Source organism: Clostridium sp. BL-8 (assembly GCF_002006495.1).
In the GTDB taxonomy this organism is placed as follows: Bacteria; Bacillota; Clostridia; order Clostridiales; family Clostridiaceae; genus Clostridium.
This window is the reverse complement of sequence record NZ_LZZL01000006.1, coordinates 16,387-39,672: the sequence shown is the minus strand read 5'-3', so window position 1 is coordinate 39,672 and position 23,286 is coordinate 16,387. Positions and strand designations below refer to the sequence as shown.

At 31.6% G+C, this 23,286-nt stretch carries 20 protein-coding genes and 1 pseudogene; 1 reads left to right on the top strand and 20 read right to left on the bottom strand.

Annotated elements, in window-relative coordinates:
• Nucleotides 1–35 precede the first annotated feature (35 nt).
• A pseudogene (locus CLOBL_RS28425) lies at nt 36–335 on the top strand (elongation factor G-binding protein); the annotation flags it as partial.
• 191 nt (nt 336–526) lie between these two features.
• On the opposite strand, the gene CLOBL_RS02465 reads toward CLOBL_RS28425, so the two are convergent.
• From CLOBL_RS02465 to hypB, 20 genes are all read right to left on the bottom strand, one after another.
• Nucleotides 527–2,065: a DHA2 family efflux MFS transporter permease subunit gene (locus CLOBL_RS02465; RefSeq protein WP_077857556.1), complete on the bottom strand. Its 1,539-nt coding sequence runs from the start codon at nt 2,063–2,065 to the stop codon at nt 527–529.
• A 9-nt stretch (nt 2,066–2,074) separates the two neighbouring features.
• Complete coding sequence (locus CLOBL_RS02460) at nt 2,075–2,728, bottom strand: HlyD family efflux transporter periplasmic adaptor subunit (protein ID WP_077857632.1); 654 nt, start codon at nt 2,726–2,728, stop codon at nt 2,075–2,077.
• Between the two features lie 15 nt (nt 2,729–2,743).
• Nucleotides 2,744–3,730 carry an efflux RND transporter periplasmic adaptor subunit gene (locus tag CLOBL_RS02455; protein ID WP_077857555.1) on the bottom strand — a complete coding sequence of 329 codons (987 nt, stop codon included), beginning with the start codon at nt 3,728–3,730 and terminating at the stop codon, nt 2,744–2,746.
• 26 nt (nt 3,731–3,756) lie between these two features.
• On the bottom strand, nt 3,757–4,248 hold the full coding sequence (locus CLOBL_RS02450; RefSeq protein WP_077857554.1) for a MarR family transcriptional regulator: 492 nt from the start codon (nt 4,246–4,248) through the stop codon (nt 3,757–3,759).
• Nucleotides 4,249–4,585: 337 nt separating this feature from the next.
• A complete protein-coding gene (locus CLOBL_RS02445; RefSeq protein WP_077857553.1) occupies nt 4,586–5,218 on the bottom strand; it encodes an SdpI family protein in 633 nt (210 codons plus the stop codon).
• Nucleotides 5,205–5,483, bottom strand: a complete 279-nt coding sequence (locus CLOBL_RS02440) for an autorepressor SdpR family transcription factor (protein WP_077857552.1) — start codon at nt 5,481–5,483, stop codon at nt 5,205–5,207. The genes CLOBL_RS02445 and CLOBL_RS02440 overlap by 14 nt, the downstream gene beginning before the upstream one ends.
• A gap of 229 nt (nt 5,484–5,712) precedes the next feature.
• Nucleotides 5,713–6,324, bottom strand: coding sequence for an ABC transporter permease (locus CLOBL_RS02435; protein WP_077857551.1), 612 nt, complete (start codon nt 6,322–6,324; stop codon nt 5,713–5,715).
• Between the two features lie 6 nt (nt 6,325–6,330).
• Nucleotides 6,331–7,092: an ABC transporter ATP-binding protein gene (locus tag CLOBL_RS02430; protein ID WP_077857550.1), complete on the bottom strand. Its 762-nt coding sequence runs from the start codon at nt 7,090–7,092 to the stop codon at nt 6,331–6,333.
• Between the two features lie 21 nt (nt 7,093–7,113).
• Nucleotides 7,114–8,016 carry a glycine betaine ABC transporter substrate-binding protein gene (locus CLOBL_RS02425; RefSeq protein ID WP_077857549.1) on the bottom strand — a complete coding sequence of 301 codons (903 nt, stop codon included), beginning with the start codon at nt 8,014–8,016 and terminating at the stop codon, nt 7,114–7,116.
• Between the two features lie 117 nt (nt 8,017–8,133).
• Nucleotides 8,134–8,784 (bottom strand): ABC transporter permease, encoded by a 651-nt coding sequence (locus CLOBL_RS02420; RefSeq protein WP_077857548.1) that lies wholly within the window; start codon nt 8,782–8,784, stop codon nt 8,134–8,136.
• A gap of 4 nt (nt 8,785–8,788) precedes the next feature.
• Nucleotides 8,789–9,640, bottom strand: coding sequence for an EamA family transporter (locus CLOBL_RS02415; protein WP_077857547.1), 852 nt, complete (start codon nt 9,638–9,640; stop codon nt 8,789–8,791).
• A 224-nt stretch (nt 9,641–9,864) separates the two neighbouring features.
• On the bottom strand, nt 9,865–11,178 hold the full coding sequence (locus CLOBL_RS02410) for an O-acetylhomoserine aminocarboxypropyltransferase/cysteine synthase family protein (RefSeq protein ID WP_077857546.1): 1,314 nt from the start codon (nt 11,176–11,178) through the stop codon (nt 9,865–9,867).
• A gap of 1 nt (nt 11,179) precedes the next feature.
• Nucleotides 11,180–12,085: a 4Fe-4S binding protein gene (locus CLOBL_RS02405; RefSeq protein ID WP_077857545.1), complete on the bottom strand. Its 906-nt coding sequence runs from the start codon at nt 12,083–12,085 to the stop codon at nt 11,180–11,182.
• A 449-nt stretch (nt 12,086–12,534) separates the two neighbouring features.
• Nucleotides 12,535–17,727 (bottom strand): discoidin domain-containing protein, encoded by a 5,193-nt coding sequence (locus tag CLOBL_RS02400; RefSeq protein WP_077857544.1) that lies wholly within the window; start codon nt 17,725–17,727, stop codon nt 12,535–12,537.
• A gap of 389 nt (nt 17,728–18,116) precedes the next feature.
• Nucleotides 18,117–18,881 (bottom strand): ChbG/HpnK family deacetylase, encoded by a 765-nt coding sequence (locus CLOBL_RS02395; RefSeq protein ID WP_077857543.1) that lies wholly within the window; start codon nt 18,879–18,881, stop codon nt 18,117–18,119.
• Nucleotides 18,882–18,947: 66 nt separating this feature from the next.
• Complete coding sequence (locus CLOBL_RS02390) at nt 18,948–19,460, bottom strand: GNAT family N-acetyltransferase (protein WP_077857542.1); 513 nt, start codon at nt 19,458–19,460, stop codon at nt 18,948–18,950.
• 80 nt (nt 19,461–19,540) lie between these two features.
• Entirely contained in the window at nt 19,541–20,269 is a 729-nt protein-coding gene (locus CLOBL_RS02385; protein ID WP_009171586.1) for an ABC transporter ATP-binding protein, read from the bottom strand.
• A 4-nt stretch (nt 20,270–20,273) separates the two neighbouring features.
• Complete coding sequence (locus CLOBL_RS02380; protein WP_077857541.1) at nt 20,274–21,068, bottom strand: energy-coupling factor transporter transmembrane component T; 795 nt, start codon at nt 21,066–21,068, stop codon at nt 20,274–20,276.
• Nucleotides 21,069–21,093: 25 nt separating this feature from the next.
• Nucleotides 21,094–22,089 carry a cobalt transporter CbiM gene (gene cbiM / locus CLOBL_RS02375; protein ID WP_077857540.1) on the bottom strand — a complete coding sequence of 332 codons (996 nt, stop codon included), beginning with the start codon at nt 22,087–22,089 and terminating at the stop codon, nt 21,094–21,096.
• A 205-nt stretch (nt 22,090–22,294) separates the two neighbouring features.
• Complete coding sequence (gene hypB, locus CLOBL_RS02370; protein ID WP_077857539.1) at nt 22,295–22,948, bottom strand: hydrogenase nickel incorporation protein HypB; 654 nt, start codon at nt 22,946–22,948, stop codon at nt 22,295–22,297.
• Nucleotides 22,949–23,286: the final 338 nt, after the last annotated feature.

Below are 23,286 nucleotides of genomic sequence, written 5' to 3'. Positions count from 1 at the left end.
ATTTTTATACTTCTAGTTTTAATTTTGCATTCAATTTAGGCTGGGCTGACGAATCAACCAAAAAGTTATTTGTTGCTTATAATGTGAACGAAAAACTCATAGGTATGACTTGTAAAATCACAAATTCAGCTTCTAATAATTCTCACATGTGTGTTCTTTTCAATAATATAGGACGTAAAAATGATGTTGCCTTTGTTTAAGCTGTCTGCAAAACATCTAATTCTGGAGAAGGAGCTTATAAATCAATATGTTTGGATATCAAAAAATGTAATTACCGAATTTCGTCTATTGAAAAACTCGAAAAAATTCTAAAAGAAGTTAATAACATGAAGTAATAACACCCTGAATTTTCAGTTTCCCTAAACAAAAAATTGTAGTAATAATAAAATTAATAGGTGCAAGTTTAAAGAATATTATATAATTCTTTAGACTTGCACCTATTAGCTTGCTCATTTATTTTATTATAGAATTACATTTCTACTTTCAGATGCCTTAGTAGGCCTGAAGCAGAATACTTAACTTTTAATTATTCTGCTTTAGGCTTGTCTTCTCGCTTCCCTTGTTTTAACAAAAGTGTTGGAATAATTACTATAGCAGTAATTATTGAAATAACAAACATGGTATCATTAAGAGCTTGAAGTTCTGACTTAACCGCAACCTCTCCAAAAATCTTTGTTAAAGCTATCCCCTTTGCATTACCAGCAGATATCCCGCTTTTAATAAGCACTCCTTGAATCATTTTATATAGCTTCATACTATTTTCATTAAACGAAGTTACTTGTGCTGCTAAGTTAGAATAATCAATTACATTTCTATGCTGCATAATGCTTGTAATAACTGTAATGCCTATAGATGTTCCTATTTGTTTTACCGTATTCATTAAAGCTGAAGCATCTGCCATTGCTGCTTTAGGTAATCCGCTAAAACCTATGGCTTGAACTGGTGCCATAAGAAATCCTACTCCAAAACCTCTAATCATTAATAAAATCGTAATAGTTGAATTTGAAGTATCCAAGGTTATTTTTGACATGCTATAACTATTAAAACCTATTAAAATTAATGCAGCTACAGCAAATATTCTTATATCAATTTTGCTTCCAAACTTACCATAAACATTCATTGAAATAGCAGTTGCTATAGCTTCAGGGAATAATATAAGCCCTGCACTCAATGAATCAAGTCCTTTAATTTGTTGAAGAAATATAGGCATTAAAAACACACCGCCATAAAGGGCTAATATTGCAACGTTCATAATAATATTACTCATGCAAAAAGTATAATTTTTCAAAAGCCTTAAATCAAGCATAGGTTCTTCAATTAGCAATTCATTCACTATAAACATTATAAGACTGTAACATCCAATAATCATAAGCATAATATTTTTAATATCGCTCCAGTCTATATCGCTTTGTCCAAGTACATAAAGAACGCATGACATTCCTATACTTGATGAAAAAAATCCAATAATATCAAATTTCTTTGAGAACTTGTTCTCTGATTCCTTAAATATTAAAATAGCCATTATTGTAGCGATTACTCCAATTGGAATATTTATAAAGAAAACAAATCTCCAATTAAAATTTTGAATAATATATCCCCCTAATGTTGGGCCTAAGGCTGGCGCTGCCATTACACACATGCCCATCAGCCCTATGACAAGTCCTATTTCACTTTTATCAAAAGTCAGCATTAATATTGTCATACCAAGAGATATGATGAAGGCTCCCCCAATTCCCTGAACTACTCTTGCAACAATTATACTAGTTTCATTCCATGCAATTCCACACATTAATGAGCCTAATGTAAATAGTATAAGTGCAGTAACAAACACTTTTTTCATACCAAACTTATCGCCAAAATAACTTGTTGAAGGAATAATAACTCCTAATGTGAGAGTATATGAACTAATAACCCATTGTATTTGGTCAATGGATACATTGAAGGTCTGCATCATTTTTGTAATAGAGAGATTAACAACGCTTGTATTCAAACTTGACATAAATACTGCCATAACTACAGCACTCATTATAAGCCACTTAGATGAGACTTCTTCTTTATTTTCCATGTTCTTCACCTACTTAACATGAATTTTTATATATGCATTTGTACCAGGTAGAATACTCTCATTTATATTTTCAAGTTCAATTTTTACGGGTACTTTTTGAACTACTTTTGTGAAAGTTCCGCTTGAAGAAGATGGAAGAAGTGAAAATGCCGAGTTTGAAGCTTTTCCTATAGATTCTACTTTTCCTTGAAATGCCTGTCCATCAAATTCATCTATTTTTACATCTACATTTTGCCCTGACTTTAATTTTTTTACCTCTGTTTCTTCAATATTTGCTGTAATATAAAGTTTTTGTGGATCAACCATCACTGCTAGTGTAGATCCAGCAGAAGTAAATTCACCGCTCTCTGCTTCTTTTTTTATTACCAAGCCGCTGATTGGTGCTCTAAGCAAAGATTTGTTAATATTTGCATCAGTTATTCCATCGTCATCCATGCGACCAACAATTTGATCTTTAATTAGAGTATCTCCTTCTTCTGCATTAAATTCCAAAAGGTTCCCTGAAACTTGAGGCGTTATATCTATAAAATCACCCGCTACTTGAGCATCTTCGGTTGAAACAAAATATTCATTTTCATACCAATAATAAATTCCAACTCCACTAAGGGTTATTAACATAGCAGCAAATATGCACATAATTATTATTTTACGTTTTCCTTTCATTGCTATCATCCTCTCCTAACCTCTTACACCAACTTCTGCAAACATACCAGGTTTTAATTGTGAATTTGGATCTGATAAAATTATTTTTACTAAAACAGTATTACTTTGAGAATTTAACTTCGAATTTATTACTGATATTGTTCCTTCAAATTCTAAATCCTCTACTTCTGATACTTTAATAGTTGTAGCTTGTCCTTCTTTTAAGTTTTTTGCAATATTTAATGGTACATATGCATTTACACATAAAGCATCAGGATTAGATATTGAAACAAGAGCTGTACCTGGTGATGCCATTTCTCCTAGATTTATATTTTTACCAGTAATTTTCCCTGAAATTGGTGCTGTAATGTTTCCATTATTTAGTGCTACCTGCGCGGTGTTTAATGCTGCTTCAGCTTGTTTAACCTGTGCCTTATAAACATCTATGCTAGTTTCTGTAGCCCCATTTTTAAGCATATCTAACTGATCCTGCGCTGATTTTTGTGCTGACTCTGCAGCTGTAAGTTGTTGCTGTGCTGAATCCAGCTGCTGATCTGTTCCTGCATCTGCATCAAGTAAGGCCTTTGTACGATCATAATTTTTTTTAGCAACATTACATGCTTCCGTTGCACTATCTAGCGATGCTTGTGCTTGTTCTATCTGTTCAGGCCGCGTGCTATTCATTGCATTAGTTAAATTAGCATTTGCAGTATCTACTGCTGCCTGTTCTTGAGCTACCTGAGCTTGTAAATCTTGAGTATCTAATTTAATGATAATATCGCCTTTATTCACAATTGATCCAATATTAACTGATATATCCGAAACTCTAGCTGAAATTTTTGAAGCCACACTGACCTCATCATCAGTTTCAATCCTTCCAGCCATAAGGTATACAGAATCTTGCTTATTAACATTTTCAACTTGAACAAAATTTTCATTCTTATTATTGTTTGAAGAGCAGCTAGTGAGGATAGATGTCCAAATAAATACTGGCAATATAATTAATAGGATATATTTTTTCATAATCACTTACTCCTTTAATTATTTATTTACAAAAAATCATTATTTTTTACTTCCAATTTAGAATTTTCATCTTTAAGCTTAGGTAATATTTCATTTAATGTTACTATCGCATTTTTAAAGGCTTCTAAATCATCTGAATTTAATTTGCTAAAAGTATCACTAAATGAATTCTTATATTTTTCTATGTTAACTTTTACGTATTCTTTACCTTTTTCATTTAGCTTGATTAAAAAAACCCTTCTATCTTTTTCTGAGCTTACACGTTCTACAAATCCAAGTCTTTCAAGCTTATCTACTAAAACAGTGATATTCTGCTTTGTAACCTGTAGTTTGTTTCCCAGTTCACTCATTGATAGTTCTCCTCCCATTAATCCGTGAAGAATTAGTATGTGAGATCTAACCAATCCTTCCTCACCTTCTTTTAAAAGTTTATCCATCTTACCATATAAAATATCCTTAAAATTATGAGCTGCATGAGCTGTATCTCTCATTAAATTTTCTATCTCTTCGTTTATCATAATAAATCTCCTTCTGTTAAGTTAAACATCTGATATTAAATCATTGGATAGTCAATCGCTTGACTAATTGAATGATATCATAGTTTTTTTCCATAATCAAGCATTTTTAAAATAATATGGTTTTGATTGAACTGAACTATTTAATAATTCCCCCTTAAATAGAGAAAATGATTATTTTTTATAAGCATATTTTACATAAATATATACAAGTAGTTGTAACAACAGTAATTATAAAAAATAAGAGAAACCCAATCTTTTAATCTATATTGGGTTCCTCTTATTAATTTAGATAAACTATTAAAATTATAATAATTTGAAGCTCTAACCTTGTTCTATGCTATATTCCTTTTTTATATAACCAATATGAATAGCCGCAAGGTACTATCACAATAATTAGTATAATAAGCAAAGTCAATGGAATCCCCTTTACCTGTATACAGCCTCCAATTATCATAAAAATTCCACCTAATATCCAAAGGTATCCTGCCATATGATGTGTTTTATTCCAATTCACTTCACTATTTAATGTCCATGGCAATCTAATACCTACAGTGTAATTTTGCCTGCACTTTGGTAAATAGTTTCCTGTTGCTACAAGAATGACCCCTACAATTCCTAAAGAAATAATTTGAATAGGAATTTTATATCCAAGTGCAATAAACAAGGTTACAGGTACTAATATAACTGAAAGAATGGGAGCGGACCATTTTCCTAAATATTTCAATATTTCTGGCGAATTCATTTTTTTCGGATCATTATTAAGCTTAAAATGCGTAAAAATATTAATTACTGCCATTAAAACTGGCAACCCAAATGCTCCAACTGATTTAGGCGCATAATTATTAGGAACTCCCTGATAATTAAAATGAATAGGAACTAATTCAGGTAATTTATTATATAACATAACTGAAAGAATCAAAGGTAGAAAACAAATAATAGTTGTAGTCCATAAAAGTTTATTTTTTTTCATCTTTATCGCCTCCAAATTGTGAAAACCAAAGCATCATTTCTTCAAATACAGATACATTGATTTCGTAATATATAAAATTTTTATACTTTGTTTCTAAAATAAGTCCAGCCTTTTTCAATTGAGATAGGTGATATGAAATTGTTGCTCCTGTCATATCGAATTCCTTTGAAATCTCTCCTGCTGATTTTTTCCCGCCTTTGAGCATTACTAAAATTTCTCGTCTGACTGGATCTGATAGTGCTTTAAAGGTTTCTGGAAATCCCAATTTATCATCTCCTTTTTATATTCTATTTAGAAATATCTCTAAATAGAATGTATCAAGTTTTCTATAAAAAGTCAATATCTATTTAGATCTCTTTCTAAATAGATATCTGTTAAAATATTTATCCAAACTCCTAAAACGCCCTGAACATAGAAAACAGCCAGGCCTATTGACAATTATAATCAATAAGCTCGACTGCTTTTTATATTTTATATCATGTATATTTTTGATTCTAACTAATTTTCTTCTCAATAGCATTAAGTATTGTATTTACAACTATTGCCAAACCTGCTGACATCAAAGTTCCCCACAGTATTTTTGCTGTATTTACTGTTCTAAGTCCATCTAATAGAATGCTTCCAATTCCACCAGCATTAATAGATGCTGCAATTGTTGCAATACCCATTGTAGACACTACTGCAAGATGAATTCCCGTAAAAATTGGTTTAGTAATTAGCGGTAATTTAACTCGAACTAATATTTGACTTTTACTCATTCCCATTCCAGTTGCCGCTTCAATAATAGCCGAATCTATATTATTTAATCCATCTAATATGTTTCTTAGTAATATGTACTGATTATAAAGTACTAAAACTATGATTGCAGTAACTTTTCCAAGCCCTGTTAATGGTACTAAAATTGCAAATAATGCCAAACTAGGTATTGAATATACCATTGCAAATATATTAATCAAAAGCTTGGATGCTATTTTTGAATATACTGCTAAAGTTGCTAATAAAGCTGCCAATATAATAGAGATTATTAGGGTAATTAAAACAATCTCTACATGCCCTGCCAAAGCATTTAATAACTTATCAGGATATTTTAATAAATAATTAATCATAAGCTTTTAATCCTCCGAAAATATTTCCTGTCCTTTTGCGGAATTAATCAAGGACCTAACAAAATCATTTGCTGGATTTCTAACAATATTTCTTGGCGTATCAAATTGTTGTATCTTCCCTTTATCCATTATTAACACTCTGGTACCAAGTTTAAATGCTTCATTTATATCATGGGTTACAAATAAATATGTTTTTTTCGAAGTATTATAAATCTTTAATAATTCATCTTGAAGGTTAATTCTATTTATTGCATCAATGGCACCAAAAGGCTCATCGAGTAGCATTACATCTGGATTAACTGCCAATGCCCTTGCAAGTCCCACACGTTGCTGTTGACCTCCTGATAGCTGCGAAGGATATCTATTTTTGAACTCATTTGGCTCTAATCCTACAAGTTTAAGAAGTTCATCCACTCTATCATCTATTTTTTCCTTGGACCATTTGAGTATTTTAGGAACAGTTGCAATATTACCTGCTATAGTCATATGAGGAAATAATCCTACCTGCTGAATTACATAACCTATTTTTCTACGAAACTCTACTGGATCTTTCTTGCTAATATCCTCACCAAAAAATTCAATACTTCCTCTACCTGGATCATACAATCTATTAATCATCTTAAGCAAAGTTGTCTTTCCACAGCCTGAAGAACCTAGAATCGTAATAAATTCTCCATGTTCTATTGTCAGACTTACATCATCAACTGCACTATACGCTGATCCTTTAAATTTTTTATTAACATTTTTAAATTCTATTGCTGTACTCATTGTGTATCTCCTTCTACATTATTACTTAATAGAATCGTAATACGCCTTTGCTACTTCTTCATATTCTTTCTTATCTACATCCACCTCTGCATTTAACTTTGTTACTGTTTTTGTATCTAAGGTTGCACTAACTTTATTTAAAATATCAGCAATATCTGGATGCGCATCTAATAATGATTTTTTAACTACTGGAGCTAAGTTATATGGCGGCCATACATGTTTATCATCCTCTAACAAAGTAAATTCCGGTTTTGTCAATTGTCCTTCTGTAGTAGATGCTGGTGCAAGATCAGCTTCATTATTCTCTAATACTTGATATTTTAAACCATTATCATATATCTTTGAAGACTTAAAGTTGAATTTTCCATATACCTTTTCTAAACCTGGAATACCATCCTCTCTTTGATCGAATTCACCTTGTGATGCAAATCTAATTTCACTTGCATGAGCCTGTAAATCAGAAATAGTTTTAATTCCAAGCTTATTTGCTACGTCAGTACGGATTACTAAACCTTGTCCATCATTTGCAGCTGAATAATTAAGCCATTCTAAATTAAATTGTTTCTCATACTCTGATTTTACTGTATCATAAACCTTTTGAGGGTCAGTAATTAAATCCTTTTTTAGAACTGCCAATAAACCTGTACCAGTATACTCTGGATATAAATCAATCTCACCATTCACAAGTGATGTGTGAATAACTGAGCTTGCAATATTAGGTACCCTTTCTACCTTATATCCTTTATCTTCAAGAGCTAGTGCATAAATTTCACCTACAATTGAATTCTCTGTAAAATCTTTTGATCCTATACGAATTGTATCTTTATCTCCATTTGAACCTTTACTGTTTCCACAAGCTGCAAGACTCCCTAATACAACTGAAATTAATAACGTTCCTATAATTCTCTTAATTTTTTTATTCATATTATCACTCCCCGATTTATATTTATTTTATATATAACATTTCGCTATATTATAAGTTATCTCACTCATTTCATAGATTAAATGCGTGAGCATCAAATGATTCTAATTATTTTTAAATTACGTATTTAAATTAATATATTTATATCTAATCAAATATTTTTCTAGGCTTAGCATAATTATATTAGCAAGCATTGAAAGAATTGCTACAGTAACTCCTCCTATAATCAGTAAATCCGCTCTATTAAGTCCAAGCCCCGTAAAAATAATGTTACCAACTCCCCCGCCACCAATATACGCAGCAAGTGTTGCACTAGCAATAATCTCAACCATTGCTGTTTTCAGTCCAGTTAGTATAAGAGGCGCTGCTAATGGTACTCTTACTTTCCAAAAACTCTGTGCTTTTGACATCCCCATTGCCATTGAAGTCTCTATCATAAATTCAGGAATCGTATTAAAGGCAAGTGCAGTATTTAAAAGTATTGGTGGTATTCCAAGCAAAACTAGAGCAATTACTGCTGGTTTAATCCCTGTTCCTACAATAGGAATCAGCATAATTAATACAGCTAAGCTGGGCACAATTCTAAGTGTATTAAACCATGTTGTCACCCATTGATACCATACTTTATTTTTTGTAGATAATATTCCAAACGGAATCCCAATAATTGCCGCTACCAGTAAAGATAATAAACTTATCTCTAAATGCTGACCTATTGCCTGCAAATAAGTATCCATATCTTTTTGAAAATATTCTAAAATATTTTGCCACATGTTTTCACTTCCCTCTTTCAAATAATATAATTCCTAAAAATATAATTGCTCCACCTATCCAAGTACCAGTACTCGGTATTTCAGATAATGTGAAAAATCCCATTATCGTTGTCAGCAAAGGAGATATAAATAAGAAGTTACTGATTTCACTAGTTTTATCAGCTAAAGATAGTGCCTTTGACCATAGCAAATAAGCTATACCGCTGCAGGCAACTCCCATTATAATTACGCTTACATTAGCCTGCCAAACCGAATTATTAAGTTCTGGCAATACCTTCGGTAAAAAAACTAAAAGTATTATTGTTCCAGAAAAAATACTGTACGCTGTACTTTGCATTGGTGTATATTTATTAACCAATTTTCTTTGCAAAATATTATATATACTAAAAGAAAATGCTGAAATTAAGATCCAAAGCACTCCGGTATTTAATGAAAATATACCTTCCCATAAGCATATAACAACTACTCCAATAAATTCTATTAAAATTCCACTCCAGCCAATCTTACCTATTCCTTCATTAAATATTACCTTAGCTATTAAAGCTGTAAAAATAGGCGTAGTTGCTATAATTATGCTTGATGTTGCAACACTAACTGATTGAACTCCAATATTAAAGGTTAATACATATATTGAAAAGCCGGTAGCCCCTAAGGCAAAGAACCAAGGTATATCTTTAAAATCTGGCAAAGTTACTTTCTTCACTAAAATTACTATAAGAAAAAATATTGATGCTGCAATATATCTAAATACGCTCAGACCCAATGGCGAATAATATATAAGTCCTATTTTTGTAAGTATGTATGCCATTGCCCAAATTATTATTGTAATTATTGAATAAATCTTATAATTCTTCATTTATCTCTAATTTCCTATCCTTTTCATTTGCCACTAATATCCTGCTATTCTTCCAACAATTATATCATATAACACTTCTTATAGCAAACTTATGTTCTGGGAACGTAGGTTTGCCGTTAGGTATAAGAATACATTTATATATTTATTAGATTAATTTCTATATAGAATATTAATACTAAAGTTTTTATTAATTTAAATAACAACACTATATATACTGACTAATATTAATTGTCAGTACGCTCTATAGAGTCAAGAGCATTTTTAAGGTCAACTATCAAATCCTCTGCTTCTTCAATTCCTATTGATAATCTTAAAGTGTCATCATATACTCCTGCTTTTTCTCTTTCCTCTTTAGATTGCCCAAAATGAGTTGATGTTGCTGAATGAACTATAAGTGATTTAGCATCTCCCACATTTACCATATAATCAAAGACTTTGACCTCCTCAAGAACTTTTCTTGCTGCTTTTATCCCTCCTTTTAATCTGATAGACATTATTGCACCTGGTCCTTTAGGAAAATATCTCTTAGCAAGTTCATGATACTTATTATTTTTAAGCCCTGGATAAGCTACCGAAAGAACTTGTGGATGACCTTCAAGAAATTCAGCTACTTTCTGAGCATTAGCTGCATGTTCTCTCATTCTCAAGGACAAGGTTTCTATACCCTGCAATAAATAAAATGCACTTGTTGGACTTAAGTGTGCACCTAAATCAGTTAAATATCTTATCCTAAGTCTTTTAGTAAACATAGTTTTATCTAATATTTCTTTTCCTATTGTATCTTTATACTCCTGATAAAATTTTTCAAATTGAGGAAATTTCCCATTTAGCCAATTGAATCCACCGCTTTCAACTACAGCTCCTACAATAGTAGTTCCATGACCTGCAAGATATTTAGTTGCTGAATAACAGACAATATCTGCACCATATTCAAATGGTCTTAATAAATACGGTGTTGCAAATGTATTATCAACAATAAGTGGTATTCCATGTTCATGTGCCAAATTAGCTACTGGTTCAATATCAATTATATTCATTCCTGGATTGCCAAGGCTTTCAATATAAATTGCTTTTGTTTTATCTGTAATAACTTTTTTGTATGATTCTATGTTGTCTTCATCTTCTACAAACTTTCCTACAATCCCGTAATCAGGTAAAATACTATTTAATAGAGTTGTACTTCCTCCATACAAAGTATTAACAGCTACTATTTCATCACCTGCTGATGCAATATTTAAAAAAGTGTTTGATATTGCCGCCATTCCTGAACCCAGCGCAATTGCTTCTGCACCCCCTTCAAGGGATGCAAGCCTTTTTTCAAGTACTGTATTAGTTGGATTTGAAAACCTCACGTAAGAATGTCCCTCTTCTGAGTAATCAAATAATCTAATACATCTCTCAAAATCTCCAAGTTCAAAGGCTGCTGTTTGATAAATTGGAACAGCCTTTGATCTATAATGTTCTGCCGGATTATAACCAGCATGTAATTGTCTTGTAGTAAAACCTAATTGATTGTTTTTATATGCTTCGTAACTCATATTAATTCCTCTCTACTAATTTTAATGCTTTTGTAGGACATGAATTTGCACAAATACCGCAGCCCACACATTTTGAAAAATCTTTTATCTGTCCATCTGCCTTAATGAATACATTAAAGTGGCATCTATTTACACAAACACTACATCCAATGCACTTTTCTGGATCAAATTCAATAATATATTTTGTTTTTGGCCAAAATCCACTACTATTTCTTCTTGCCTGACTCCTAAACAAATAGCAGCAATCTCCACAGCAATTACATATTCCATTAGAATTAACAGTATGCATAAGACCTTTTTTATCAGCATTTTTTACGATTTCCTTTGCTCTTTCTTTATCTATTTCTTCTGACAGACCTCTATGCACAAACGTATTAATTCCATTTCTATATGTAATGCAGGTTTTAGTTGGCTTTCCACATTCACCTCTAAGACTTCTGCAATCGCAATAATTTAGATACACAGGCTTATCTTGAGCATCAATGAACTCTAGCACTTTATCAAGTTGCAAAATCTCATCTTCCGTAGGCCTTACACTAGGATCAGAATTTAATCCATTATAGTAAGCCTCAAAATACCAAGCATCTATAGCAATTTGATCTTCCTTTGGAATACTTCTATAAGTCTTTTGCTCTGATATTGAGAATATATCCAGTCTACTATAAAAATTCGCTATTTTATATGTTCCTAAATCTTCATTTACAAAAGAAATGATTCCTCTTCTATAACTGTTTGTTATAAATTTTTCTACATTATTGACTATGATTTTTTCTATATCTTCTTTATTAAATACATCCTTGTCCATTTTATCTACGAAATCAATTTCTTCCTTTTTAAATACTTTATAAATAAAAGGATAAGCCACTTCAGGTATTTGGAATTTTACAATAAAATTTTCTAAATTCATAAACACATCCCCACAACAAAATTATTAATGTTTAAAATAAATAAAAAAGACCGCAAAAAACCTTCAGGCAGCAAACTCCAAAAAAAGTTCTACTATCCAAATTCTTTTCACGATCTCTAGTTTTCTAGTCAATCATTATATTATTTTTTTAATAATACATATAAATGTAAAAAACACATTTCACACTATTTCTATATGTTTACTTTATACAAGTATAGATTCCAACCTATAATTTGTCAATAAAAACTTATATCGAATATTGATTATTTATGAGATTAAATTAATTTTTTAACTTAATCCATACTATGTACATTGAAAATTATTAATTTCAATGTAATATTTAATTCATAATAAAAACCCTCATAACTATAGCTTATTATTTCCATAGCTATGAGAGAATTTTACTTACCTAGCACTTATTATTTAATGCCATTTCTCAATTTTTCTACTTAAGAATATATTTCAATGTTTTTTATAGAATATCCAAATTGATTTAATGGATCTGTACAATATATTCTTACGTATCTTGCTTTTGTACCATCAAAGGATGAATCTTGAAGTCCACCTTCTGAATCATTAACGGTTGCTGCTGTTTCCCAGCTGTTATCATCTTCTGGGTCAGATGTACATGTTTGTACTTTATATCCCTTAGCATAAGCATTATCCCATAATACTTTTACATCATTTATGTCATAATCCTTACCTAAATCTACATAAACATATTCTGGATGGTTATCCTTATTAGCTGCCCAATTTGAGCTCCATCTACTATCTATATCCTTATCTGTAACATGCTGGCCATCTAATCCTGCTGCTTCATTAGAAGAAGATTCTACTGGTCTATTTAACGCTAAGTTAAAATTATTAGTCTTCTTATCTTCTATAAGGTTAGCAATTGCTTCATTTAGATTTTTAAGAGCACCATCTAAGTCTTCTTTAGATGCTGATTCATTATTTTGAACATCCTTCGCTTCATCTAAAGCTTCACTGAAATCTTTCCAGGTATCTTCTGTATAATTATCTTCTTGTAAGGAATCTCCTTGTGCTATTTCATTATCTAATGCTGATTTACCTGCATAAACCTCTATGTTTCTTAAAGAATATCCAAATTGAGTTACTGGCTTTTCACAATAAATTCTTACATATTTAGCTGAAGTGCTAGGGAAAACTACGTCTGCAATTCCACCTGCACCATCATCAACTTTTGCTACAGTCATCCAACCATCTTCATCATCTGGATCTGAAGTACTTACCTGTATTTTATAACCTCTAGCATAAGCTGTATCCCATAATATTTTTACATTACTAATATCGGAAATATTACCTAAGTCTACGTAAACATATTCTGGATGATTATCTGTGTTTGCTGCCCAGTTTGAACTCCATCTGCTATCAGTGTTTTCATCTGTAGTATTTTTTGCACCTAAACCATCTGCTTCATTTGATGATGATACTGCTGATTTATCAAGTGCCAAATTAACAGCTGAACCAGTAGTTACATTAACTCTTACCAATTGACTCTCTGCTGCTTGTAGATTCTTAAGTGCTTCCTCTATTTTATCTTGAGTTGCTGAATCATTTGAATTAACACTCTCTGCTTCCTTTAATACATTACTAAAGTTTTCGAAGCTTTCCTGGGTATAGTCACTCTCATTTAATTGACTTGCCTTATCAATTTCTGCCTGAAGTGCTGTCTTATCAACCTTAGCACCATATACCTCTATATTCTTTATTGAATATCCAAATTGAGTTGCTGGATCAGTACAATATATTCTTACATATCTTGCAGCTGCACTTGTAAAGGTTGAATCCTGAATTCCACCTGTTCCATCTTCAACAGTTGAAACCGTCTGCCAACTGCTCTCATCCTCTGGATTTGAAACACATGCCTGCACTTTATATCCCTTAGCATAAGCATCTGACCAAGTAACTTTTACATCTCCTATAAAATAAGGTTGACCTAAATCTACATAAACATATTCTGGATGATTATCCTTATTTGCTGCCCAGTTTGAGCTCCATCTGCTATCCAAATTAGTATCTGTAGTATTTTGTGGACCTAAGCCATCTGCTTCATTTGATGAAGACACTGCTGTCTTATTAAGTGCTAAATTAACATCCGCACCAGGAATTGCAGTTGTTTTTACTAAGGCTGTTTCTGCTGCTCTTAAGTTCTTAAGGGCTGTATCAACTTGATCACTAGTTGCAGCAGTATCATTATTAACCGTTACTGCTTCAGTTAGTGCTGCACTAAACACTGCCCAGCTTTCTTCAGTATAATCAGTTTGTACTAATTTATTTGCAACATTTATTTCTGCCTGTAACGCATTTTTGCTTATAGCTCCTTTTACTGTAGGATCTACCGCAACTAAAGCTTTTGGCGCAACCACAGTGTATCCTAATTCACCATCATTACTGCAGAATTGGACAGTTACAGGATTATCTGTAGGATTCCATGCTAGTGCTGTATATTTATCTCCATTTTTATACACACTTGCTGTTACCCCATTTTCTGCCCATATATCTCTTGTACGCTGCCCAAGTGTTGCCATATTATTTACAAACCAATAAGTATCGTACATTTCATTTTGTTGTAATTTAGATGTATCTTGATCCCATTTACCTAATACTGCCTGAGGATCACTTAAAGATTCAATTGGCCATGTTATATGACGCCAATCCGGCTCAACATCATTAGGATCTGGCGGAGCTCCTTTTTTAGGATCGGTGCTCTTATTATAATCATTTATAATGTCTTCCTTCATGCCTTCATATAAACCAGCTGCTTTTGTCTTATCAACACCATAGTTTGTTAAATATTCTCCTGTTGGAAGCCAGTGTATTCCATAAACATATACTGAATCTCCATTGAAAAATGTACCAAAGAAATTTGCGCTTCCATATACTTGTCCAACTGTCTTATGATTGTAATCTGATATCCAGTTATCACCGTCATAATTAAACCAGTATTGTTCTATAGATCTTAATTCAGTAGTGAATCCATATATTCCAGCATCTCTGTATTTATTATTTCCAGATACTGATCCCCACATGTATTCTCCAACCCAGCCAAATAATGATTCTCCAGCTGCTTCTTGATTGTTTCCATCGAAGTTATCTGCATAACCACCAGCCCATGAATGACCTTCATATGGATCAAAGTTTCTAAATTGAGGGAACTTCTCATCTGTTCTTGATGGATTTACGTAATCCCTTATTAAAGTATCTACCATAGGTCCATAGTTTTTTAAGAAGTCACTATCATAGCTTGCTAGTACTGCAGACGCAAATGTAAAGTAACCATACGTAAAATGATGATCAGTAATACCTGTATTTGCACCAAATTCGCTATTTTTATATATTAATGTTCCCCATTCTGGATTATAATCAAAATAGTATCCTTCAGTTTCACCAGGTTTATATGTATACCAATCTGTTAAAATTGTTTTTAGTCTATCTAAAAATTTCTTTTTATAATCTTCTGCCCCTACTTGATCAGCTATAAGTACACCCATCGCCAATGGATGCAGCACCTTTCCCTGCCAATAAGCATCTCCACTCATATAATTTGCATCAGTAGATTTATCAAGTATATCAAGATATTGAAGTAAATTGCTTCTAGAATATTCAGGATTTAATGGTTCTGTAAATTGTGGAACAATTCCATTAAACTTATCCACTGTACTAAATGAATTACCTTCATGAACCTTAAGTGTTCCCCTTACAGATGGATAAGTCATATCATTTGTTGAATCTGAGCTAACTTTCCATTGAGCAGGCAACATACACATTAAAGTTGTATCTGCAAGATCATTACGTTTTAAAGATATACTTTGCTTGAAAGTAGTGGTAACATCAGACGTTTTATCATCGTAAGTATAATCTGCTTTAGTATCTGTAACAAAAGCATAAGCATGCTTATAGAAATAATTTAAATTACTATCAGATGGCATAGTTGCTACTGATAAATAACCTTCTCCATTTCCAAGCTTCATTTTAATCTTGCTTCCGGCTTTTATAAATGTAGTTCCTTTAGGTGCAAATACTCCATAATATCTAGTTACGTTGCTAGGATCAGGTGCACCATTAGAATTAACTGTTTCTATACCGATATGATCTGCTGATATAGAGTCTCCATTATTAGCTAGTATATCATTGCCATTATCATCAAATATTCTTGTAACAGCTGTAGAATATATTTCAGGGGAATTAGGATCACTAAACTCTGTAAATACGTATGGTGAACCCTTTATAAAAGTAGTCTTCATTTTTTGAGTATCATCATCGCTTAACACAACATTTGCAGAGTAATCTCCATAACCATCAATTTTACTGTCCATTTCTGAAGTATTAATATTATTTGCCATCAAAAACAAATCAATATTTTTTTCTGTTTCAACACTTCTATCTTGAAGCCAGCCAGCACTTGGTGTTAATAATCCTAAACCTTGCTGCTGATACTTGGCTTTTAATGGTAAAGTTATTAATGTATCTCCCATATTTTTTATAAGCAATGACTGCCACCAGTCATTTGATGGAATTGGCGACTTAAGATTATCAGTCTTCTCAAAAGGTTCTCTTGGTTGTGGGAATAAAGACATATCACTTACATAACTTCCTTCTCCTGCCTTAGTAACAGTTGATGAAGGTATCTCTGGTATTGTATATACAGGTTTTTGATCACCTTCAACGTAATCATATACTTTGAATTCCTTTATTCCAAATTCACCAGTATTAACTCTAGTCATTCCATTCATTCTTACATATCTTCCTGTAGCATATATCGGAATATTTTCTTCTCCACCTCTACAGTTTAATTGTCTATAAACCTTAGTCCAATTTTGAGCATCATCTGATACTTCGAGATCATAACTTCTTGCTGGAGAATCCCAATCTAAGATAACCCTTCCTATCGTATGCTGGCTTCCCAAATCAACATAGATCCATTGATTATCTTCAGGTGTTGAACCCCAATGTGTATTCACGTCTCCATCAAAGGCATTCTTTGCATCTGCTTGTCCAGGAGTAATATACCACTCTTGATCTACAGACGATGCTGTTGCAGTTTTGTTTAAAGCTATATTCTCTCCAAGTGGCGCTGAAGGAGGAGGATTTATTCCGCCTGTTCCGTATACTTGTAATTCATAAATTGAATATCCATAAGCTTCTTGAGATCTTTTACTAAAATGTAAACGAACATATCTTCCTTTTCCAGATACAGTAATATCTTCATTTCCACCTTTTCCATCGGTTTCTGTATATATCGGATCACTCCATGTTACTTCATCATCAGAAACCTCTATTGTATAGTCTTTAGCATAAGCATTCTCCCAATTGATTTTTACCTCAGTTATTGATGCTGATGCACCTAAATCAACATATAACCATTCATCATCTTTTTTCCATTCAGATTCCCAACGTGATGTATTATCTCCGTCCACTACCTTATCTGAAGTATTTCCCCCATTATTAGATGATGCATATGTTGTTCTGTCTTGTGAAAGCAGATATGGCGTTGTCGTATCTGCCTTAGCCGTGTTTGCCATAGGAAACTGCATTATACTAATAAGCATAAAAAAAATAGTGAAAATAGCAAACGGCTTTTTTAACTTCCCTACTTGAACATTTTTTGTTTTAAGCATTACTTTACTCCTCTTCTATAGTATTTAGTAGCAATTTATCTCTAAATTAATTTTTATTTAAAAGTCATTTGTTTACTACAAATTGTTCCTTAGTATCCTTTATACCTTTAGTAATAATTGATGATATCATTAACAGTATTTTTATCATTCGATGTTTGCTTATTTTCTCTCCCTTCACTAAAAAATTCTATGAATATAAATTCATACCTAAACAGTATGTTTTTATATTCATAGAATTATCGTTACAAGTATAAATTTCTTTATACTTGTATCATATATAGGAACTAATCTAGATTAAATCGCAATTTATCTAGATTAAAAAGGCAGTAATAACTTATAAATAATTATTACCACCTCATATAAAATGTATTTAATTTTATTATGTTTAACTATTTATTAAATACAGTGCAATTTATCAATTCTATATTATTTCTTTTTATCCAATCTTTTATTTCTATAGAAGTTAATACTTTTACTTCTAATGGCCTAATCATATTATATGATGATAATTCCAATAAATTTTGATCTACATATCCTGGATGTACTGCAATCATAGATAAATTATTTTCTAGTATTTCTCCTTCATCATTTAGAAAATATGAAAAGGGATCATATAGATTCTCTTCTGACATTATAGGAAGTTTAGCAAATTTGCAATATATATCCTTCGCACTAAAGCTCTTCATAAAGGGTATATATACTACATCATTTTTATTTGCAACATATTCTATTGCCTTGTCTAAATTTTTAGATTCAATTGCATGTCTATCAAAATATGCTGGATTGCCTCCAGTTATTTTTCTAAACTTGTCCAATTGTGCTTCTACTTCCCTAACTGCATCTTCAAAATTTATAAGATCCATGCCATTATTAAATGCATTCCGATGTTTTTTTGAAGAAATAAAATTACCATGTTCATCTACCATTGAGGGAATTTCTTGAGGATCACTACATGGTTTTCCTATTGATGCATTTGAATGTTGACCTATACTTACATGTTTGAATTTCTTGACTAGATTATAACCTGCTTGTGCATCTGGCATGTTTGCCATTAAACCTACACTAGTAACTATTCCGTCTTCAATAGCTTTACATATCCCATGATTTACACCATCTGTTAATCCTAAATCATCTGCACGAATAATTAATTTCATTTATTCACCCTCCAAACGAAACATTTTATAATAAATTCAAATGAATCCCTTCTTTTAATTATTCATTTATTCTTCTGTTGGCTTTTCAGGTCCTGTTAAATCTAGTTGGTAAAAAACTAAGTCCAGCCACTTATTAAATTTATATCCCGCTTTTGTTATTGTACCTGAATACTTAAATCCAAATTTCTCATGAATTTTTATACTATTTTCATTCAGGCTGTCAATACAAGCTACCATAGTTGCATACTCTTGTTTATTAGCTATATTTATAAGCTCCTTTAATAAAAGCTTACCAAATCCTAAATTTCTATAATCCTTATGAACATATACAGAATGCTCTATTGTATATTTAAAAGCTGGATAAGCTCTAAATGGGCCATATGTAGCAAAAGCAACAGCTTTACCATCTTTCTCAACTACTAATAAAGGATGTCCATCTTGTTTCTTCTCTTCATACCACTTTCTTCTACTCTCAAGAGTATGAGTCTTATAAGTATAGATTGCTGTTGTATTCAATATGGCATCATTATAAATTTCCAAAATGTCTTTTAAATCTTTTTCAGTTGCTTCTCTTATCATTTTTTTATCCCTTCTCATATAAATTAATCTTTCTACATTTTAGCATTTTCCATACAATAAGCAAAATTCTTTTTTATCATTTATATAATATTATTATTATATAAGAAATTGCTATCATTCATTATTTCATCATAGACTCCATCTCTTATAATTGTATGTTCATTTGAAAAAACAACTGCTCTTTTAAATACTCCTTTTACATATTCAAAGTCATGGGTTGAACATAAAATTGTCTTTCCTGCCCTATTTATATTTATCATAAATTCTTTTAAAAATCTCTTTGTTTTAGGATCAAGTCCATTCATTGGTTCATCAAATATGTATACATCTGGATTCAGCACTACTACAGAAGCTATAGATACCTTTTTCTTTTCGCCTCCGCTTAAATGATACGGCTGCCTATTTCTTAATTCCTCAATATTAAGTAGCTTTAAAGTGTCCTCAACTCTTTTTTTGACTTCCTCTTCATCCATTCCCATCTGCCTTGGCCCAAATGCAATTTCATCATAAACATTTGAGCAAAAAAGCTGTACATCAGAATTTTGAAACACAAAACCTATCTTTTTATGAAAAGATTTTGAAAATTGTTCATTTTGTAGTTTCTTATCATTGATTTCTTCTCCTGCAAATAGATAGCTTCCGCTATCTGGTGTTATTAATCCATTAATTAGTTTCATTAATGTGGACTTTCCACTTCCATTGACTCCTATTAAGGCAGCTGCTTCTCCTTCCTCAATATGAAGATTTATATTTTTGAGTGCGAAAACCTTATTTTCATATGAATAAGAAACATTATTAATATCAATCATTAAATCACAACCTATCAAAGTAAAAATATGCTAGTATAAAAATAATATTGCAAATAATACAAATATAATCTGATAACTTAAATTTAAAGTTCTTATATACCTTGTATGTTCCTGTAAAACCTCTACATTCCATTGCGCCATACATTTCTTCTGACATTTCTTTAGATACTATAAACATAGTTCCAACAATACCAGAAAGTGATGTACTCTTATTACTGCTCCTGCCAACAGACCTTAACTTAAGTGCATAAACCATATTTAATGAAAACTCACCTAAAACTAATATATATTTTATTGTAGTATCAAGTACGAATATAAACATATCTGGCACCCTAAGAAGCTTTAAAGAACCTGTGAGATCATTCCATTGTGTAGTAAAGGCTAATACATTAACCGAAGCAACAGAAACTAAAATCTTTAATGAAATCATTAAAGCATTATTGCCATAACCTAAAAAAAGTGAGGGTAACAGAATTATAAAAGTAAAAATTGCCACTCCAAAACTTACCCTTAAAATATATTTTATTTCATTAATACTTAAAAAATTAATTATTACAAGCATCAATACATTAGATATCAAAACAAAAGTAAAACTTTTTGTCATTGAAACAAATATTATTAGTATAAATGTTGACATGAGCTTAAGCAAAGCATTAAACTCAAGTTTACTTGACTTATATTCAGTTTGCCTTCTAAATCTAGTAAGCACACTTAATATAGAAAGAATGCTTTTATTTATAAAAGCATCCTTATCTTTTTGTGGTATATAATCATCTTTCTTCAAAAGCCATTCTGGCATCTATAACTTCCTCTCTCACTAAAATTTAACCATTAATACCATTATCTTTTCTCATACTGGCTATTATCCTGAATACTATTAAAAATATTGCAACTCCAGCGATTGCTGATAAAATATATCCAAAACTATCTGGCATACCTTGGACAGAATAATTCCGCATCAATGCACTAAAATTAAATCCATTTTCCATTCCTTTTGGCACAAATCCTAAGGCTTTACCGCCTACAACTACAGAATTTATTTCATCAGTCCCCCATTCGCCCCAAGCCGTACCAGTTGCTAATAAACCTAAAGGTGATAAACATATAAGTGCTATTATCAAAGCATATATTGGTTTAGTTTTTTTAGCTGAACCGTCATATACGATGTCAGGTGAAACTTTTCTTATAAAACTCAACACTCCAATAGTTATAATTGCTTCTAAAATTCCTGCAACTGCAAGATGCGGAATAAGCATTGCCGGTATAGAAATTGATAACGGATATGGGCAATATAAAGGCATACCTACTGCATCCTTAAAAAGTAATGGCTGTATACCAAGCTCTATTGAAGCAAACAATGCACCAGCATTAATACCAACATACGAACCGATTAAAGCTCCAATATATTCCCCTCTCTCTGATTTAATTCTTTCCTTTAAAAATTTGTAAATATAATATCCTACAAATGGAATAATAAAAGCCATATTAAATGAATTTGCTCCAAAGGCTAGAACCCCGCCATCTCCAAATAGTAACGCTTGAATCAAAAGTGCCACCGTTATAGAAATGCATGCTGCCTCAGGGCCTAAAAGCATAGCTAGCAAAGTTCCACCTACAGCATGTCCTGTTGTTCCTCCTGGTAATGGCACATTAAACATCATTGTTAAAAATGAAAGAGAGGCGCCTATCCCCATAAGTGGCATTTTCTTTTTTGTTATTTCTTTTTTTACTGTCTTTATTGATTTTGCCCAAACTGGAATCATTACAGCTCCCATAACCGCACAGGTAGCCGGACTTAAATAATTATCTGGAATATGCATTCATTAATCCTCCTCTAACTTTAATAAAAAAACAAAACCACCAAAAGCGATCACTAATTAAACTTAAAAGTAATCAACCTTCGTGGTTATAATTCAAATTAATATTTTATATTTATTAAATTTTAATTTCTAAATTTACGCATGCCCTCGTGGCACACATAATATATTACTACAATCTTTGCACTTTGTAAATATCAACTTGATTTTAGCTTTTGTTTTTTACTTTCTCCTCAATATATTTAACAAATGAATTTAATCCTTCTCCTGTTCTTGAAGATACCTTAAAAATGTTAGCTGATTCATTTAAAAACTTAACATTTTGTTCTGTTTTATCAGCATCAAAATCAAAATACTCCATCATGTCATACTTATTCAATATAACTACATCCGCTGTTGAAAACAATAATGGATATTTTTCAACTTTATCATCACCTTCTGGAATACTTAAAATAGCAATCTTAAAATCTTCTCCAATATCAAATTCAGCAGGGCAAACAAGATTCCCTATATTCTCAATAAAGATTATATCGATTTCTTCTAAATCAAAATATTCTAATATATTCTTAATTGATACTGCTTCTATATGGCACGCTCCCTCAGTATTTAGCTGAATAACAGGAATTCCAAGTGAATCAATTTTTTCAGCATCTAATTGTCCCGCAATATCTCCTTCTACCACAGCAATATTATATTTATCTTTTAACTTTTTTATTAATTCTATAATCAAGCTTGTCTTACCCGCCCCAGGTGAGCCCATGACATTTACTAAATATACATTTTTACTTTTCATAATCTCTTTAATTTCTTTACTACACTCTTCATTATTTTCTGCGACCTGCTTTAGAACTTTAATTTTCATTCATTCACCTCTCGTATCTGAAATTTTCTAATAACATACTCACCTTATCTCTCTAATAAACATATAGAATACTTTTTCTTTACTTTATAATAAGGCACATGAAAATAAATGACAAGTCCAAAGTTACCATGGATGTTTTTCATCAATTCTCACTATTATAATTGTGAAGAGTTTTGTAGGCAGCACATCCATCCACATCCATAAAAACACTTGACTTAGAGTTAACTTAAAGGTATAAAATGATATCATGCACAAGAAAACAAAAAAATGTTGTTTATAGTTTATCCGTATTTAATCTATAGATTAATCACTTTCATTAAATTCTGTGCCTTAATCAT

Bases quoted from the DNA above. Each gene is read 5' to 3' on its own strand.
- CLOBL_RS02465 (WP_077857556.1), bottom strand. From the start codon at position 2,065: ATGGAAAATAAAGAAGAAGTCTCATCTAAGTGGCTTATAATGAGTGCT.
- CLOBL_RS02460 (WP_077857632.1), bottom strand. From the start codon at position 2,728: ATGAAAGGAAAACGTAAAATAATAATTATGTGCATATTTGCTGCTATG.
- CLOBL_RS02455 (WP_077857555.1), bottom strand. From the start codon at position 3,730: ATGAAAAAATATATCCTATTAATTATATTGCCAGTATTTATTTGGACA.
- CLOBL_RS02450 (WP_077857554.1), bottom strand. From the start codon at position 4,248: ATGATAAACGAAGAGATAGAAAATTTAATGAGAGATACAGCTCATGCA.
- CLOBL_RS02445 (WP_077857553.1), bottom strand. From the start codon at position 5,218: ATGAAAAAAAATAAACTTTTATGGACTACAACTATTATTTGTTTTCTA.
- CLOBL_RS02435 (WP_077857551.1), bottom strand. From the start codon at position 6,324: ATGATTAATTATTTATTAAAATATCCTGATAAGTTATTAAATGCTTTG.
- CLOBL_RS02430 (WP_077857550.1), bottom strand. From the start codon at position 7,092: ATGAGTACAGCAATAGAATTTAAAAATGTTAATAAAAAATTTAAAGGA.
- CLOBL_RS02425 (WP_077857549.1), bottom strand. From the start codon at position 8,016: ATGAATAAAAAAATTAAGAGAATTATAGGAACGTTATTAATTTCAGTT.
- CLOBL_RS02420 (WP_077857548.1), bottom strand. From the start codon at position 8,784: ATGTGGCAAAATATTTTAGAATATTTTCAAAAAGATATGGATACTTAT.
- CLOBL_RS02415 (WP_077857547.1), bottom strand. From the start codon at position 9,640: ATGAAGAATTATAAGATTTATTCAATAATTACAATAATAATTTGGGCA.
- CLOBL_RS02410 (WP_077857546.1), bottom strand. From the start codon at position 11,178: ATGAGTTACGAAGCATATAAAAACAATCAATTAGGTTTTACTACAAGA.
- CLOBL_RS02405 (WP_077857545.1), bottom strand. From the start codon at position 12,085: ATGAATTTAGAAAATTTTATTGTAAAATTCCAAATACCTGAAGTGGCT.
- CLOBL_RS02400 (WP_077857544.1), bottom strand. From the start codon at position 17,727: ATGCTTAAAACAAAAAATGTTCAAGTAGGGAAGTTAAAAAAGCCGTTT.
- CLOBL_RS02395 (WP_077857543.1), bottom strand. From the start codon at position 18,881: ATGAAATTAATTATTCGTGCAGATGATTTAGGATTAACAGATGGTGTA.
- CLOBL_RS02390 (WP_077857542.1), bottom strand. From the start codon at position 19,460: ATGATAAGAGAAGCAACTGAAAAAGATTTAAAAGACATTTTGGAAATT.
- CLOBL_RS02385 (WP_009171586.1), bottom strand. From the start codon at position 20,269: ATGATTGATATTAATAATGTTTCTTATTCATATGAAAATAAGGTTTTC.
- CLOBL_RS02380 (WP_077857541.1), bottom strand. From the start codon at position 21,068: ATGCCAGAATGGCTTTTGAAGAAAGATGATTATATACCACAAAAAGAT.
- cbiM (WP_077857540.1), bottom strand. From the start codon at position 22,089: ATGCATATTCCAGATAATTATTTAAGTCCGGCTACCTGTGCGGTTATG.
- hypB (WP_077857539.1), bottom strand. From the start codon at position 22,948: ATGAAAATTAAAGTTCTAAAGCAGGTCGCAGAAAATAATGAAGAGTGT.